Origin of the sequence: Streptomyces sp. NBC_01775, from assembly GCF_035917675.1 — a bacterium.
Classification (GTDB): Bacteria; Actinomycetota; Actinomycetes; order Streptomycetales; family Streptomycetaceae; genus Streptomyces.
Genome location: NZ_CP109104.1, coordinates 4716376 through 4733616, shown reverse-complemented (window position 1 = coordinate 4733616; position 17241 = coordinate 4716376). Strand labels below are relative to the sequence as shown.

The 17241-nt window shown below is 69.7% G+C and carries 10 protein-coding genes; 7 read left to right on the top strand and 3 right to left on the bottom strand.

What is annotated here, in order from left to right:
• The first annotated feature begins 72 nt into the window (after positions 1-72).
• The gene (locus OHB04_RS21065) at positions 73-1203 is read left to right on the top strand and encodes a lipid II:glycine glycyltransferase FemX (RefSeq protein ID WP_326689260.1); all 1131 of its coding nucleotides are present in this window, start codon (positions 73-75) and stop codon (positions 1201-1203) included.
• A gap of 57 nt (positions 1204-1260) precedes the next feature.
• Positions 1261-2292: an alanine racemase gene (locus OHB04_RS21060; RefSeq protein ID WP_326689259.1), complete on the top strand. Its 1032-nt coding sequence runs from the start codon at positions 1261-1263 to the stop codon at positions 2290-2292.
• 112 nt (positions 2293-2404) lie between these two features.
• Here the strand turns inward: OHB04_RS21060 and OHB04_RS21055 are convergent, their stop codons facing one another.
• Both OHB04_RS21055 and OHB04_RS21050 read right to left on the bottom strand, forming a co-directional pair.
• Positions 2405-3502 carry an inositol-3-phosphate synthase gene (locus tag OHB04_RS21055; protein ID WP_326808027.1) on the bottom strand — a complete coding sequence of 366 codons (1098 nt, stop codon included), beginning with the start codon at positions 3500-3502 and terminating at the stop codon, positions 2405-2407.
• Positions 3503-3551: 49 nt separating this feature from the next.
• Positions 3552-4196: a PadR family transcriptional regulator gene (locus tag OHB04_RS21050; protein ID WP_326689257.1), complete on the bottom strand. Its 645-nt coding sequence runs from the start codon at positions 4194-4196 to the stop codon at positions 3552-3554.
• Between the two features lie 386 nt (positions 4197-4582).
• Between OHB04_RS21050 and OHB04_RS21045 the strand changes: the two genes are divergently transcribed.
• The 3 genes from OHB04_RS21045 (at position 4583) to OHB04_RS21035 (ending at position 10405) form a co-directional block, all read left to right on the top strand.
• A complete protein-coding gene (locus OHB04_RS21045) occupies positions 4583-7243 on the top strand; it encodes a transglycosylase domain-containing protein (protein WP_326808026.1) in 2661 nt (886 codons plus the stop codon).
• A 199-nt stretch (positions 7244-7442) separates the two neighbouring features.
• Positions 7443-8969 carry a glycosyltransferase family 87 protein gene (locus tag OHB04_RS21040; protein WP_326808025.1) on the top strand — a complete coding sequence of 509 codons (1527 nt, stop codon included), beginning with the start codon at positions 7443-7445 and terminating at the stop codon, positions 8967-8969.
• An 86-nt stretch (positions 8970-9055) separates the two neighbouring features.
• Complete coding sequence (locus OHB04_RS21035; protein ID WP_326689254.1) at positions 9056-10405, top strand: MFS transporter; 1350 nt, start codon at positions 9056-9058, stop codon at positions 10403-10405.
• Here OHB04_RS21035 and OHB04_RS21030 read toward each other — a convergent pair.
• Positions 10374-11870 carry a CCA tRNA nucleotidyltransferase gene (locus OHB04_RS21030; protein ID WP_405804570.1) on the bottom strand — a complete coding sequence of 499 codons (1497 nt, stop codon included), beginning with the start codon at positions 11868-11870 and terminating at the stop codon, positions 10374-10376. The genes OHB04_RS21035 and OHB04_RS21030 overlap by 32 nt on opposite strands.
• Before the next feature lie 194 nt (positions 11871-12064).
• Here OHB04_RS21030 and OHB04_RS21025 point away from each other — a divergent pair, with 194 nt between their 5' ends.
• Together OHB04_RS21025 and murJ are read left to right on the top strand one after the other, a co-directional pair.
• A complete protein-coding gene (locus tag OHB04_RS21025) occupies positions 12065-14749 on the top strand; it encodes a DUF6049 family protein (protein ID WP_326808024.1) in 2685 nt (894 codons plus the stop codon).
• Between the two features lie 38 nt (positions 14750-14787).
• Complete coding sequence (gene murJ, locus OHB04_RS21020) at positions 14788-17157, top strand: murein biosynthesis integral membrane protein MurJ (RefSeq protein WP_326808023.1); 2370 nt, start codon at positions 14788-14790, stop codon at positions 17155-17157.
• Positions 17158-17241: the final 84 nt, after the last annotated feature.

Below are 17241 nucleotides of genomic sequence, written 5' to 3'. Positions count from 1 at the left end.
CCGAACAGGGCGCCCAGGGGCACAGTAGGCTTCCGGCGAGCATCACTCAGTTCGCCGGAGGAGCGTCCCGCCATGAGTCTGACCCTGAGGGCCATCAGCCGAGAGCAACATCTGGCATATGTCCAGAGCCTGCCTTCGGCAAGCCACTGCCAGGTTCCCGCATGGGCGGACGTCAAGAACGAATGGCGCTCGGAGAACCTCGGCTGGTTCGACGACCGCACCGGCGAGCTGGTGGGCACCGGATTGGTGCTCTACCGCCAGCTGCCCAAGCTCAAGCGCTACCTGGCGTACCTCCCCGAGGGCCCGCTGATCAACTGGTACGCGCCCAACCTGGACGAGTGGCTGCGCCCGATGCTGGCGCACCTCAAGCAGCAGGGCGCGTTCTCGGTGAAGATGGGCCCGCCCGTGGTGATCAGACGCTGGGACGCCCCCGCGATCAAGAAGGGCATCCAGGACCAGGACGTCAAGCGGCTGCGGGACGTCGAGGCCACCTACATCGAGCCCCGCGCCTTCGAGGTCGCCGACCGGCTGCGCCGCATGGGCTGGCAGCAGGGCGAGGACGGCGGCGCCGGCTTCGGTGACGTCCAGCCGCGCTACGTCTACCAGGTGCCGCTGGAGGGCCGCTCCCTGGAGGACGTCCACAAGGGCTTCAACCAGCTGTGGCGCCGCAACATCAAGAAGGCCGACAAGGCCGGTGTCCAGGTGGTCCAGGGCAACCTGGCCAACGACTACGACTTGGACGAGTGGCAGCGGCTGTACGAGATCACCGCCGAGCGCGACAAGTTCCGTCCCCGCCCCAAGGGCTACTTCCAGCGGATGTGGAAGGTCCTGAACGCCGAGGACCCCAACCGCATGCGGCTCTACTTCGCCGAGCACGAGGGCGAGCGCATCTCGGCCGCCACCATGCTCGTCGTCGGCGGGCACGTCTGGTACTCGTACGGCGCCTCCGCCAACCACAAGCGCGAGGTACGTCCCTCCAACGCGATGCAGTGGCGGATGCTCCAGGACGCCTACGCGCGGGGCGCGAGCGTGTACGACCTGCGGGGCATCAGCGACTCCCTCGACGAGACCGACCACCTGTTCGGCCTGATCCAGTTCAAGGTGGGCACCGGCGGGCAGGCGGCGGAGTACCTCGGCGAGTGGGACTTCCCGCTGAATAAGCTGCTGCACAAGGCGCTCGACATCTACATGTCGCGGCGCTGAGCGAGGGGTTTTCCGCCCCTTCCACCTCACCCGACCCAGAAAGGTGCCGTACCGGACATGGCGCTCTCCCTCTACGTCGACAGCGATCGCTGGCGGGCGCACCAGCAGTCGGTGGTTCAGCAATTCCCGGGGATCGTTCCGGTCTGCAAGGGCAACGGCTACGGCTTCGGCCACGAGCGTCTGGCCGACGAGGCGACGAAGTTCGGCGCCGACGTCCTGGCCGTCGGCACGACCTACGAGGCCGCCCGCACCAAGGACATGTTCGGCGGCGACCTGCTGGTGCTGACCCCGTTCCGCAAGGACGAGGAGCCGGTGCCGCTGCCCGACCGCGCCATCCGCTCGGTCTCCTCGGTGGAGGGCGTGGGCCTCATGCGCGGGGCCCGGGTCGTCATCGAGGTCATGAGCACCATGAAGCGGCACGGCATCACCGAGGAGGACCTGCCCCGGCTGCACGCGGCGATCGACGAGGTGCGCCTGGAGGGCTTCGCGATCCATCTGCCCCTGGACCGCGCCGACGGCTCGGACGCCGTCGAGGAGGTCATCAGCTGGATGGACAGGCTGCGGGCCGCCCGCCTGCCGCTGGAGACGATGTTCGTCAGCCACCTTCAGCCGAACGAATTCGCCGTGCTCCAGCAGCAGTTCCCGCAGACCCGCTTCCGGGCCCGGATCGGCACCCGGCTGTGGCTGGGCGACCACGACGCGACCGAGTACCGGGGCGCGATCTTGGACGTCACCCGGATCGCCAAGGGCGAGCGCTTCGGCTACCGGCAGGCCAAGGCGGCCGGCGACGGCTGGCTCGTGGTGGTCGCGGGCGGCACCTCGCACGGCGTGGGCCTGGAGTCCCCCAAGGCGCTGCACGGCATGACCTCCCGCGCCAAGGGCGTGGCCCGCGCTGGCCTGGCCACGGTCAACCGCAACCTGTCGCCGTTCGTGTGGGCGGGCAAGCAGCGCTGGTTCGCCGAGCCCCCGCACATGCAGGTCTCGATCCTGTTCGTCCCGGCCGACGCTCCGGAGCCGCACGTGGGCGAGGAGCTGACGGCGATCCTGCGCCACACCACGACGATGGTGGACCGGACGGTCGACCGGTAGCCGCGCGCGCCCCCAGCGGCGGCACAGCGCCGCACAGCGCGAACGAGGGGCCCGGGAGACGCGTCGGCGTCTCCCGGGCCCCTTCCGTTCGCCCGGCGGGCGACCCGAGCGGTCAGCTGTCCTTGCCGTCGATGCTGTCCTTGCCCTCGATGAAGGCCTGCACGTTCTGCCGCGCGACATCGTCGAAGTACTGCACCGGCGGCGACTTCATGAAGTACGAGGAGGCGGAGAGGATCGGGCCGCCGACGCCCCGGTCCTTCGCGATCTTCGCCGCGCGCAGCGCGTCGATGATGACGCCCGCCGAGTTCGGCGAGTCCCACACCTCCAGCTTGTACTCCAGGTTCAGCGGCACATCGCCGAACGCGCGCCCCTCCAGGCGGACGTAGGCCCACTTGCGGTCATCGAGCCACGCGACGTAGTCGGAGGGGCCGATGTGGACGTTGTCGGCGCCCAGGTCGCGGTCGGGGATCTGGGAGGTGACGGCCTGCGTCTTGGAGATCTTCTTCGACTCCAGCCGCTCGCGCTCCAGCATGTTCTTGAAGTCCATGTTGCCGCCGACGTTCAGCTGCATCGTGCGGTCCAGGACCACGCCGCGGTCCTCGAAGAGCTTGGCCAGCACGCGGTGCGTGATGGTCGCGCCCACCTGGGACTTGATGTCGTCACCGACGATCGGCACCCCGGCGGCGGTGAACTTGTCCGCCCACTCCTTGGTGCCCGCGATGAAGACCGGCAGCGCGTTGACGAAGGCCACACCGGCGTCCAGCGCGCACTGCGCGTAGAACTCGACGGCCGTCTGGGAGCCCACCGGCAGGTAGCAGATGAACACGTCGGCCTGGGAGTCCTTGAGGGCCTGGACGACGTCCACGGGGGTGGCGTCGGACTCCTCGATGGTCTCGCGGTAGTACTTGCCCAGGCCGTCGTAGGTGTGGCCGCGCTGGACCGGGACGCCGGCGGGCGGCACGTCGCAGATCTTGATGGTGTTGTTCTCACTGGCACCGATGGCGTCAGCGAGGTCGAGGCCGACCTTCTTGCCGTCGACGTCGAAGGCGGCGACGAACTCGATGTCGCGCACGTGGTAGTCGCCGAACTGGACATGCATCAGCCCCGGGACCTTGCTGTCCGGGTCGGCGTCCTTGTAGAACTCGACGCCCTGGACCAGCGATGCGGCGCAATTTCCCACGCCGGCGATGGCTACGCGAACCGAACCCATTCCGGTTGCTCCCTGTGTGTTCTCGCTGAGGCCCGCACGAGCGGAAACCTCATGTGTCGGTGTTATCGGACGGACCCGGCGCGGGATCCGAGGACTCGTTCTGACTGGAGTCGCGCTGACCGCGCCCCGACCGCTCGCTCTCGATGAGTTCGTTGAGCCAGCGGACCTCGCGCTCCACGGATTCCATGCCGTGCCGCTGGAGTTCGAGGGTGTAGTCGTCGAGGCGCTCGCGCGTACGGGCGAGAGAGGCGCGCATCTTCGCGAGCCTCTCCTCCAGCCGGCTGCGGCGGCCTTCGAGCACGCGCATACGGACGTCGCGCGAGGTCTGGCCGAAGAAGGCGAAGCGGACTCCGAAGTGCTCGTCCTCCCAGGCGTCGGGGCCCGTTTGGGACAGCAGTTCCTCGAAGTGCTCCTTGCCTTCGGCCGTCAGCCGGTAAACGATCTTCGCCCGGCGCCCGGCGAGCGGCGCCGCCTGTGTGAGCGCGGGCTGCGCCTGGGGCTGACCGGCCGTTTCCTCCACCAGATAGCCGCTGTGCACAAGCGACTTGAGGCAGGGGTAGAGCGAGCCGTAGCTGAAGGCGCGGAAGACGCCGAGCGAGGTGTTGAGCCGCTTGCGCAGCTCGTACCCGTGCATCGGTGATTCGCGGAGCAGGCCGAGGACGGCGAACTCAAGAATGCCCGAACGTCTGCTCACCGTCCGCCTCACCTCCTCGTGCTGCCACTGCGCCGACGCATCCGATACGCCTTTATCTCGCTCTGATGTATCGGCTCGATACATCCCGACGATAGAGCGCCCCCTGAGGAGCGACAAGAGGGGGGTCGGTGAAGGGACTCACATCACTGATTCACAGCAGAAGCTTTGCGTCGAATGAGGCGATTAGGCGGTAAGGAAGGTTTTGAAGCTGCGTAGTCTGTCGGCTGTGCAGACACCACCGGGAACCGAGCGGCGCAAGTGAGCGTCCTCGACCTGGGTGCAGTGCGTGCGGTTCCTGTGAAACGGTCCGCTTGCACTCGGGGGGACCAGACGTCAACTGCCACCTTCAGGCGCAAGGGCCGCCTGCCCGAGGAGTAGCTGTTCCAATGAGCGGAAACCGTCGAAAGCCGCCGCAGGGGCGCGGCCGACGTGCGGCGCAGCCGCCGCCGTCTTCCGGACGCCGCGCAGCACCGCCGCGCAGCACCGGTCCCGGCCCCGGCCCCGATTCCCACGGCGGCCGTGCGGAGTCCAGAAGAGCGGCCCAGCAGAGCACCGGGGGCGGGGGTGGCGGCAGGCGCCGCGCGGCCTCCGCTTCGGCCCCGGCGGGCGCGGAGGGCGGACGCCGCGCCGGCGGTCCGCGCGGACGCGGCCGGGGCGGACCGGAGCGCAAGCGGTTCATCGACTATCCCCGCGCCAACAAGTACGGGGTGCGGCGCTGGCTGCCGTCCTGGAAGCTGATCCTCGCCACCGGCTTCGGCTTCTTCGCACTGCTGGTGGGGCTCGCGGGTATCGCGCTGTGGATGGTGCAGGTGCCCGAGGCCAGTGCCGCGGCCAAGCAGGAGAAGAACGTCTACTACTGGGCCAACGGCAAGCAGATGGTCGTGGCCGGTCAGGGCGATCACAACCGGCAGGTCGTCGGCATCGACCAGATCCCGCGGGGCATGAAGTGGGCCGTGATCGCGGCCGAGAACGAGACCTTCTACCAGGACAACGGCGTCGACCCGATGGGCATCATCCGCGCCGTCGGCAAGATGGCGCTGGGCGGGGAGACCCAGTCGGGGTCGACGATCACCCAGCAGTACGTGAAGAACACCTTCCTGGACCAGTCGCAGACCCTCACCCGCAAGGCCAAGGAACTGCTGATCTCCATAAAGGTCGGCGCCAAGGAGGACAAGGACGACATCCTGGCCGGCTATCTCAACACCGGCTACTACGGGCGCGGCGCGTACGGCATCCAGGCGGCGGCGCAGGCGTACTACCGCGTGGACTCCTCCAAGCTCAGCCCCAGCCGGGCCGCCTTCCTGTCCGCGACGCTCAACGGCCCGAACCTCTACGACCCGGCGGGCGGCATCGGCTCGGCGGCGACCAAGGACAAGAACCTCAAGCGGGCGGAGGCCCGTTGGTCCTGGACGCTGGATCGCGAGGTCGCCATAGGCAAGCTGTCCAAGTCGGACCGCGACAAGATCAAGGCCAAGGGCTTCCCCATGCCCAAGCCGCCGAAGAAGGCGACGGAGCTGAAGGGCCAGACCGGCTACCTGGTGGAGCTGGCGAACAGGAACGCCGTCGCCCAGAGCAAGGGCAAGATCACCAAGCGCATGCTGGAGACCGGCGGCTACCGGATCCACACCACCTTCGACCAGAAGAAGACGTCCCAGCTACAGCGCTCGGTCGAGAAGGTGAAGAAGGCGAACCTCGACCAAAAGAAGCGCAAGGTCGACAAGTACGTCCAGTTCGGCGGTGCCTCGGTCAGGCCTAGTGACGGCGCGATCGTGGCCACCTACGGCGGCGAGGACGCGACCAAGCACTTCACCAACAACGCCGACTACACCGGTGTTCAGGTGGGCTCCACCTTCAAGCCGTTCGTGATGGCGGCGGCGATGCGGAACGGGATGCTCGACCCCCGCCTGGGGAAGACGCAGACCGACGAACAGCGCACCAAGGTGTCGCCGAAGAGCGTCTACAACGGCAACAACAAGGTCAAACTGCGCGACTACGACGGCAAGATCTGGACCGACAGGGACGGAAAGGAGTGGCACCAGAGAAACGACGGCAACAAGGACTACGGCAGGGTCAACCTGCGGTACGCGATGCAGGAATCGGTGAACACCCCCTTCATCCAGCTCGGTATGGACGTGGGCACCGAGACGGTCAAGAAGGCGGCGCTGGACGCGGGCCTGAGCAAGGACGGGCTGGCCCGCACCACCCCGACCTTCTCGCTGGGGACCTCGGCGCCCAGTGCCATCCGGATGGCCGGCGCCTACGGCACGTTCGCCAAGAGCGGCAAGCGCTCGGAGCCGTACTCGGTCAGCAAGGTCGAGCGGAAGGGCCAGGAGATCTTCACCCATCACACGAAGAGCGAGCTGACCTTCGACCGCGCCGTCGCCGACAACGTCACCAACATGCTGGAGACCGTGGTCCAGAAGGGCACCGGCTCCAAAGCCAAGGCCCTGGGGCGCCCGGTGGCGGGCAAGACGGGTACCACGGACGACAACAAGTCCGCCTGGTTCACCGGATACACCCCGCAGCTCTCCACGTCGATCGGCATGTGGCGGGTCAACGACCAGGCCAAGTCGCAGAAGTTCCTCAAGATGTACGGCGTGGGCGGCGAGGAGTCCATCCACGGTGCGTCCTTCCCCGCCGATATCTGGACGGAGTACATGAAGGGCGCGCTCAAGGGCACCAAGGTGATGCGCTTCCCGAAGCCGGGACCGATCGGCGAGACCGTCTACGGCGACGGCGCGAGCCCCAAGCCGACGCCGAGCGAGCAGCCGGACGAGCCCTCGGACGATCCGACCGCGTCCCCGACCAAGTCGCCCACCAAGTCCCCCACCAAGAGCCCGACCCATTCGCCCACGCCCACGGACACCTGCACGCCGCCGAGGCCAGGATGTGAGGACGACGGCGGCATCGGCGACCCGGGCGATCCCGGCGGCGCCGACGGCGATCCGGGCGACGCCGACGGCGGTACTCCCGGCAATCCGGGCGGCGACAACGGCGACGATCAAGGGGGCCTCTTCGGCGGCCCCACCACAAACCGCAGGGATTAGCCTTCGGGCCACCACCCGGACACACTCCCCGCATACGGCGGCGCACGGCCCCGGCTCACTCCTTGAGCCGGGGCCGTGCCGTGTGTGCGGGCCATTCGCCCCCGTCCGCGCACCACCCGCACATCGCCCGCGCACCGACAGCACGCCGAAGCTGCCGCCCCCACTGTGGGTGACAGGGGCGTGCGGCAGGATGTGCCCCATGACGAGCGCCCCCACCGACCGGAACCCCACGCCGCGGCAGCCCGCCACACCCCCCGTCGTACACCCCACGGACACGGACAAGGTGGCCGCCGCGGCGAGCGAAGTGGCCGGCGGGCCAACAGGCCGGCGCGCCGTGCCAGGCGCCGGCTGGTGGTCCCCCTTGCGCGTGATGGTGGTGGTGGCCCTGGGGATGTACGCGCTCGGCGTGGTGCAGAAGATGCCCTGCTTCGAGGGCGCCTGGTTCTCCGGCCAGACCTCGCAGTACGTCCACGCCTGCTACTCCGACATCCCGCACCTCTACAACGGGCGGGGCTTCGCCGACGGGCTGATCCCCTACTTCGACCGGATTCCGCAGGGGATCTCCGGCGGTATGGACTACCTCGAATACCCCGTGCTGACCGGCGCCTTCATGCAGGTGGCGGCCAAGCTGACGGTCGGCGGCGACAACATCCGGCAGGACGAGCAGATCTACTGGATGGTCAACACGGGAATGCTGATGGTCTGCGCGGCCGTCCTGATCGTCTGCGTCATCCGCACCCACCGCAACCGCCCCTGGGACGGCATGCTGGTGGCGCTCGCCCCGGCCCTCGCCCTGACGGCGACCATCAACTGGGACCTGCTGGCCGTGGCGTTGACATCCGCGGCGATGCTGTCGTGGTCCCGCTCGCGCCCGCTGACGGCCGGGATCCTCATCGGCCTGGCGACCGCGGCGAAGCTCTACCCGGCGCTGCTGCTCGGGCCGCTGCTGGTGCTGTGCTGGCGAGCCGGGCGCTGGGCCCCGTTCGGCCGGGCCGCCGGGGGAGCGGCGCTGTCCTGGGCGGTGGTGAACATCCCGGTGATGGTGCTGGCCCCGGCGGGCTGGGCGAAGTTCTACACCTTCAGCCAGGAGCGCCCGGTCGACTTCGGGTCGGTGTGGCTGATCATCCAGCAGCGCACCGGACATTCGTTCGAAGATGCCAACACCTACGCCATGATCCTGATGGCGCTCGGCTGTGCGGGCATCGCCACGCTCGCCCTGTGCGCGCCCCGCCGCCCCCGGCTGGCTCAGCTGTCCTTCCTGGTCATCGCCCTGTTCGTGCTGACCAACAAGGTGTACTCACCGCAGTACGTGCTCTGGCTGATCCCCCTCGCCGCGCTCGCCCGCCCCAAGTGGCGTGACTTCCTGATCTGGCAGACCTGCGAGGTGCTCTACTTCGTCGGCATCTGGATGTACCTCGCCTACACCAGCAGCGGCGACAAACACCAGGGCCTCCCGCCCGAGGGCTACCAGCTGGTGATCCTGGCCCATCTCCTCGGCACGCTCTACCTGTGCGGGATGATCGTGCGCGACGCCCTCTTCCCCGAGCACGACCCGGTGCGCCGGGACGACGGCTCCGACGACCCCGGTGGCGGCCCGCTGGACCGGGCACCCGACGTCTTCAACCTCGGCTCCCTCAGCCACTCCCTCAGCCGCGCCCTCGGCCACCAGCCGGTCGCTCCCAACCCCGAGAAGGCATCCGTCCGTTGGGGCACACTGGCGGACTGAGCCGGATGACCTCGCCCCACCCCACAGGACGGCGGCTGCTCTGTTTCACGTGAAACCACCGGACTCTGCTGTGTGAGGCTGTCTCCATGTCCGTCGCCCGCGATCTGCGCACGCTGCTCCGTTTTTCCGGTTTCCGCCGGCTGCTGGCGGTGCGACTGCTGTCCCAACTCGCCGACGGGGTCTACCAGGTCGCGCTGGCCGCCTATGTCGTCTTCTCCCCGGAGAAGGAGACCTCCGCCGCCGCCATCGCCTCGGCGATGGCGGTGCTGCTACTGCCCTATTCGCTCCTCGGGCCGTTCGCCGGTGTCCTGCTGGACCGCTGGCGCAGGCGGCAGGTGCTCCTCTACGGCAACGTGCTGCGCACCGGGCTGGCGACCCTCACCGCCACGCTCGTCCTGGGCGCGGCACCGGAATGGCTGGTCTACCTCTCCGCGCTCACCGTGACCGCCGTCAACCGCTTCGTCCTGGCCGGACTGTCCGCCTCGCTGCCCCGGGTTGTCGACGGCGAGCGCCTCGTCATCGCCAACTCCCTCTCCCCGACAGCCGGCACACTCGCCGCCACACTGGGCGGCGGGGTCGCCTTCGTCGTGCGCTTCCTCGCCCCGCAGACCGGCCGCCAGGCCGACACCCTCGTCCTGCTCACGGGTGCGGCGCTCTACCTGCTGGGCGCGCTCGCCTCGCTCCGGATGGACAAAGACCTTCTCGGTCCCGGCCCGCAGGAGCGGCAGCTCCGCGTCCTGGCCGCCGTCGCCAGCACCGTACGCGGCCTCCGCGCGGGCCTGCGCCACCTCGGCGAGCGCCGCCTCGCCGCCTACTCCCTCGCAGCCGCCACGTTGATGCGCTTCTGCTACGGCGCACTCACCGTCATGGTGCTGATGCTGTGCCGCTACGCCTGGAACGGGGGAGACGCCGAGGACGGGCTGGGGCTGCTCGGCGTCGCACTCGGGCTTTCGGGGGCCGGTTTCTTCAGCGCCGCCGTCCTTACCCCCTCGGCGGTGCGCCGGGTCGGCATCTTCGGCTGGATAGCACTGTGCTCAGGCGGCGCCGCGCTGCTGGAGCCCGCGCTCGGGCTGCCTTTCGCGCCGGTGCCGATACTGATCGCCGCGTTTGTGCTCGGGCTGGTCACCCAGGCCGCCAAGATCGCCACCGACACCGCCGTCCAGATCTCCGTCGACGATGCCTATCGCGGCCGGGTCTTCTCGCTCTACGACATGCTCTACAACGTGGCCTACGTGGGCGCCGCCGGTACCACCGCGCTGATACTGCCGCCCGACGGCCGCTCGACTGCCGTGGTCGTGGGAGTGGCGGTGCTGTACGCGGCGATCGCGCTCGCCGTCTTCCATGTTTCACGTGAAACAGGGGACTCCGGCAAGACCGGCTCCGCCTCCGGCGACGCCGGGACCATCAGCCCTGCTGGGCCGCCCACCACTCCTTGAGTGCGGCCACGGCGGCGTCGCGCCCCATCGGCCCGTGCTCCAGCCGCAGCTCCAGCAGGTGCTTGTACGCGCGCCCGACCTCGGGCCCCGGGCCGATGCCCAGCTCCCCCATGATCTCGTTGCCGTCCAGGTCCGGCCGGATCGAGTCCAGCTCCTCCTGCTCCTGGAGCCGCGCGATGCGCTCCTCCAGCCCGTCGTACGCCCGCGAGAGGGCGGTGGCCTTGCGCTTGTTGCGCGTCGTGCAGTCCGAACGCGTCAGCTTGTGCAGCCTCTTCAGCAGCGGGCCCGCGTCGCGCACGTAGCGGCGCACCGCCGAGTCCGTCCACTCGCCCGTGCCGTAGCCGTGGAAGCGCAGATGCAGCTCCACCAGCCGGGAGACGTCCTTGATCATCTCGCTGGAGTATTTGAGCGCGGTCATACGCTTCTTGGTGAGCTTGGCGCCCACCACCTCGTGGTGGTGGAAGGAGACCCGGCCGTCCTTCTCGAAGCGCCGCGTCCTCGGCTTGCCGATGTCGTGCAGCAGCGCCGCCAGCCGCAGCGTGAGGTCCGGCCCGTCCTCCTCCAGATCCATCGCCTGGTCCAGCACGGTCAGCGAGTGCTCGTAGACATCCTTGTGCCGGTGGTGCTCGTCCCGCTCCAGGCGCAGCGCCGGCAGCTCGGGCAGCACCCTGTCCGCGAGCCCGGTCTCCACCATCAGCCGCAGGCCCTTGCGGGGGTACGGGGACAGCAGCAGCTTGTTCAGCTCGTCCCGCACCCGCTCCGCGGAGACGATCTCGATCCGGTCGGCCATCTCCTTCATCGCGGCGACGACCTCGGGGGCCACCTCGAAGTCGAGCTGCGCCGCGAAGCGCGCGGCGCGCATCATCCGCAGCGGATCGTCGGAGAAGGAGTCCTGCGGGGTGCCAGGGGTACGCAGCCTGCGCGCCGCGAGGTCCTCCAGGCCACCGTGCGGGTCGATGAAGCTCTTCTCGGGCAGCGCGACCGCCATCGCGTTCACCGTGAAGTCCCGGCGGACCAGGTCCTCCTCGATGGTGTCGCCGTAGGTGACCTCGGGCTTGCGGGAGGTGCGGTCGTAGATCTCCGACCGATACGTCGTCACTTCGAGGATGAAGTCCGACTTCTTCACCCCGACCGTGCCGAAGGCGATACCCACCTCCCATACCGCGTCGGCCCACGGACGCACGATCGCGAGCACGTCCTCGGGGCGGGCGTCGGTGGTGAAGTCGAGATCGTTACCGAGTCGTCCCAGCAGCGCGTCCCGTACCGAGCCGCCGACGAGAGCGAGGCGGAACCCCGCGTCCTCGAAGCGCCGGGCGAGATCGTCCGCGACCGGTGACACCCGCAGCAACTCGCTCACGGCACGGCGCTGCACCTCGCTGAGCTGCTCGGCTGCCGACTGTCCCGTCGGCGGGGCGGTGGTCGGGGCGGTGGACTGGTCCTGGCTGTCACTGTTGGCGTTCGGCACAGCAGGAAAGGTTACGTTGCCGCCCGTACCGGGGGCGCCCCGTGCCCGTCCGCACCGCTGAGTGATCATGTGGTGGCAGGCGCGGCACTTCCACCCCGCGGGCATCGTTACCATCAGGGATCCGGAACCGGACGAGCAGCACCAGACGAGCAGCACCGATCGACGACGACCGATCGACGACGACCAACGACGGGATGGACGAGCGCGTGGCCGAGGCGGCTGAGAGTCAGGCTCCCCCTGGTCCCGGGGGCACGAACCGCACCGGTGAGACGGGCGCCGCACCCCGGGCCCGAAAGCGGTCCCGCCTCTGGAACCGCCGGGCCGCCACCCTCGTGCTCGTCGCTCTCCCGGTGCTGGCGGGCATCCTGGCGCCGTCTCCCGTGATCGCCGCATCGTCAGCGGCAGCCGCCCCCGCCACGGCGGCAGAGGCGGCCTCCAAGGCGACGGCGAGCTCCAAAGCGGCGGCAAGCTCCAAAATCGCGGCGGGCTCCACGATCGCGGCGGACGCAAAGGCCAAAGCGGGCTCCAAGACCACAGCGCGCTCCGGCACCGGCTCCCGCAGCGCCGAGGTCTCCCTGAACGAGGTCACGCCCTCCGTGCCCAAGGCGGGCGACACCCTCACCCTCACCGGAACCGTCACCAACACCAGCCGCTCGACCCTCAGCGCCGGCCGCCTCAACCCCCGTATCGGCCCCACGCTCAACAGCCGCAGCGCCATCGAGCAGGCGTCGCGCCGCAAGGGCTACCTCTCGGGCGCCGACGGCAACGAGGTCGCGGGCAAGCACTCGGTGAAGCTCTCCGGCATGGCGCCCGGCGTCACCCGCTCCTTCACGCTCAAGATCCCCGTCAGCGACCTGGACCTCGGCCCCAACGGGGTGTATCAGCTCGGGGTCTCCCTCACGGCCCACACCAGGGCCCGCCCCTACGACCAGATCCTCGGTATCGGCCGCACCTTCTTGCCCTGGCAGCGGTCCGACGCCCGGCACAAGAGCCAGCTCACCTACCTGTGGCCGCTGATCTCGACGCCCCGCCTGACGGCGCGCACCGAGTCCGACGAGCAGCAGACTCCCGTCCTCCGCGACGACGAGCCCCTCATCAAGGAGCTGCGTCCGGGCGGGCGCCTCCAGCAGATGGTCGAGCTGGGCGACGACCTGCCGATCACCTGGGTCATCGACCCCGACCTGGTCGCCACCGTCGACATGATGACGCGCCGCTACCGGGTCGAGAAGCCGGGCACCGACGAGACGAAGGCGGGGAAGGGCCAGGAGTACGCGAGCCGCTGGCTCAACGACCTCCAGAAGGCCGTGCGCGGCGAGGAGGTCGTCGCGCTCCCCTTCGCCGATCCCGACCTCGCCTCGCTCGCCCACCGCGGCAAGGACGTGCGCGGCGCGCTCAGCTCCCTCGGCTCCGCGACGACGCTGGGCAGGAGGGCCGTCGGGACCGTTCTGCACATCAAGCCGAGCACGGACTTCGCCTGGCCCTACGAGGGCGCCGTCGACTCCTCCATCGTGGATGTCGCCACCTCGGCGGGCGCGCACAACGTGATCGCGCGCAGCGACAGCGTCCGCGACTCGGGCCTGTCCTACAGCCCCACGGCGGCCCGCCCCATCGGGAGCGGCAACACCGCGCTGGTCGCCGACGCGCGGCTGTCCACCGCGTTCCGCGGCGACATGTCGCGGTCCGACGCCTCCTCCCGCGCCGTCCAGCAGTTCGTGGCGCAGTCCCTCGCGCTCTCCAGTCAGGTGCCCGACCGCACGCGCAGCGTCGTGGTGGCCCCGCAGCGCACGCCGAGCGTCTCGCAGGCCCAGGCGATGGCCGAGGGTATCCAGGCGCTGACCGGGAGCGGGCGCTGGACGCAGGCCGGCAGCCTCTCCGACGCGGCCGAGGCCGAGCCCGACCCCGGCGCCCAGAACCGGATGCCCTCACCCGCCTCCTACCCCGCGTCCCTGCGCAAGACGGAGCTGCCGACCTCGGCCTTCGAGCAGGTGCGCAGGACGAAGGAGACGCTGGACGACTTCAAGGTGATCCTCAGCCGCGCCGACCGCGTGGTGCCGCCCTTCGGCAACGCCATAGACCGTGAGGTGTCCAACTCCTGGCGCGGCGACTCCCGGGGCGCCACCGGGTACCGGAACGGGGTGCAGCGGTATCTGCTGAGCCTGAAGCGGGGCGTCCGGCTCATCCAGAAGTCGGACATCACCCTTTCGGGCCGTGAGGCCACCATCCCGGTCACCGTGCAGAACAACCTCTTCCAGCACGTGGACGGCCTGGACCTGGAGCTGAGGTCGAGCCGTATCGGCCTGGACGTGGGCGAGGTGAAGCGGGTCAGGGTGGACGGCGAGCACAGCCAGTCCCTCAAGTTCGACGCCGCAGCCAAGACCAACGGCCGGGCCTCCGTCGTCGCGCAGCTGTACACGAAGGAAGGCAAGCCCTACGGCAAGCCGATGAAGTTCCAGGTCCACGTCACGTCGATCACCTCGACCGTGCTGCTGGTCATCGCGGGCGGCGTGCTGCTGATGGTGCTCGCGGGCATCCGGATGTACACCCAGCGCAAGCGCACCGGCCCGCCCCCCGACCCGGACGCCCCGCTGGAGCTGCCGGACGAGGACGGGGACGGCGACGGCGACACCGAGGACGGCTCCGGCGAGAAGGGCGAGCCGGACGACGAGGACGAATCCGGTGACCAAGACGAGTCCGGCGACGAGTCCGGAAACAAGTCCGGCGACGAGGACAAGTCCGGTGACGAAGAGGGGTCCGGGGACGAAGACGCCGGAGACCCCAAGGACGGCAAGGCCCGGGGCGCCGATGCGGCAGGTGACGGGGCCGACACCGTCCGCCAAAACAACAACCCCCCGGGCGCGGGTGAGAAAGTGGACCGTTGAGTCAGCCGGGCGAGCAGGGGCAGGGGTAGGTAGCGACGATGAACGCGCCGTATGGCGGTGACCGGGGCCGAACTCCCGGTGACGGCTCAGGCCGGCCTCATGAGGACCCGTACGCGCAGGACCCGTACGGGCAGCGTCCGTACGAGGAGCGCGGCCCCGCACACGGCGTGCCCTACGACGAGGACCCCTCGACCGTCCAGTTCACCGGCGGCCCACGCGGCGACGAGGGGAACGACCCCGCGGGGCAGCCCTACGGACAGCAGCCTCACGGGGCCCGTCCCCCCCACGCGCAGCACCCCGAGAACCCCCCGCAGCACCCCGAGAACCCCCCGCAGCACCCCCAGCCCCCGCAGGTCCCCCAGCCCCAGCAGCCGCAGCCGCAGGGGAGGCCGCCGCAGGCGCCGCCCCAGCAGGGTGACGCCTTCGCGCATCTCTACCGCGACCAGGGCCACCAGGGGCAGAGCCCCGAGCCCCCGCGCCCTGCTCAGTTCTCCCAGCAGCCGCCCCCACCCCCCGGCGGCCCGCACCAGCCCCAGCAGCCCGCACAGCCCCCGCATCCCCAGCAGGGGCCGCCCCCTCAACAGCCGCCGCACCACCGGCAGTACCAGCAGGCGCAGCAGCCGTACCAGGCGTCCCCGCAGACCGCGCCGCCCCAGCCCTATCCCCCCGAGCCCGGGGCGCCGGGAGCCGCCGAGGAGCCCTCAGCACAGACGGTCAACCTCGGTACCGTCTCCCCCCGGTCCGGCGAGGCCGCACCGGCCGCGGGCGGCGGGGGTGGCGGCGGCCTCCTCAAGTCCAGCGCCATCATGGCCGCCGGCACGATGGTCTCCCGGCTGACCGGCTTCATCCGCTCCGCGATGATCGTCGCCGCGCTCGGTGCCTCCGCGCTCGGCGACAGCTACCAGCTCGCCATCACACTCCCGACGATGATCTACGTGCTCACCGTCGGCGGCGGCCTCAACTCGGTGTTCGTCCCGCAGCTCGTGCGGGCCATGAAGGAGGACGACGACGGCGGCGACGCGTACGCGAACCGGCTGCTGACCCTCGTCGCCGTCATCCTCGGCCTCCTCGCGGTCGCCGCCGTGTTCTGCGCGCCCGTCCTCGTCCGCCTCATGTCGGTCAAGCTCGCCGACAACCCGGCGGCCAACGAGGTCACCATCACCTTCGTGCGCTACTGCCTGCCCTCGATCTTCTTCATGGGGATCCACGTGGTGATGGGGCAGATCCTCAACGCGCGGGGCCGCTTCGGCGCCATGATGTGGACCCCCGTCCTCAACAACATCGTCATCATCGCCAGCATCAGCATGTTCCTGTGGATCTACGGCACGGCCTCGACCTCGGAACTGTCGGTGACCAGCATCCCCACCGAGGGCATCAAGCTCCTCGGCGTGGGCACGCTGCTGGGCCTGGTGGTGCAGGCGCTGGCGATGATCCCGTATCTGCGCGCCGCGGGCTTCCGTATCCGGCCCCGCTTCGACTGGCGCGGGCACGGCCTGGGCAAGGCCGCCAAGCTGGCCAAGTGGACGATCCTGTTCGTCCTCGCCAACCAGGCGGGCGTGCTGGTCGTCTCCCAGCTCTCCACCTGGGCGGGCGACTCCTCGGCCCAGGACGGCAACTCCGGCACCGGCTACATCGCCTACTCCAACGCGCAGCTGATCTGGAACATGCCGCAGGCCATCATCACCGTCTCCGTGATGGCCGCGCTGCTGCCCCGCCTCTCCCGCGCGGCGGCGGACGGCGACACCGGAGCCGTCCGCGACGACATCTCCCAGGGCCTGCGCAACTCCGCCGTGGCCATCGTCCCGATCGCCTTCGGCTTCGTCGCGCTCGGCATCCCCATGTGCACGATGATCTACGGCTCGGCGGGCGTGGACGCCGCCCGCTCCATGGGCTACATGCTGATGGCCTTCGGCCTCGGCCTCATCCCGTTCTCCGTGCAGTACGTCGTCCTGCGGGCCTTCTACGCGTACGAGGACACCCGCACCCCGTTCTTCAACACCGTCATCGTGGCCGCCGTCAACGCCGCGGCCTCCGCGCTGTGCTTCGTGCTGCTGCCCGCGCGCTGGGCCGTGGTCGGGATGGCGGCCTCCTACGGCCTCGCCTACATCATCGGTGTCGGCATCGCCTGGCGCCGGCTGCGCCTTCGGCTGGGGGGCGATCTGGACGGCCGCCACGTGGTGCGTACGTACATCCGGCTCGCGGGTGCCAGCGTCCCGGCCACCCTGCTCGCCGGCGGCGCGGCCTACGGCATCATGCACGTCCTGGGCAGCGGCACCTTCGGCTCCGTAGCCGCACTCGTCGGGGGAGGGATCGTATTGGGCGCGGTTTTCGTCCTGGCGGCGAAGCGGATGCGCATCGAGGAAATGACGGCAATGCTCGGCATGGTTCGCGCCAGACTCGGACGATGAACCAGCGCATACAACCATCATTCGCCGCCGCGTGTCGTGCATAGCGGCGAGGTGTAGGCACAATTGTTTTTGGTCGTTTCAGAA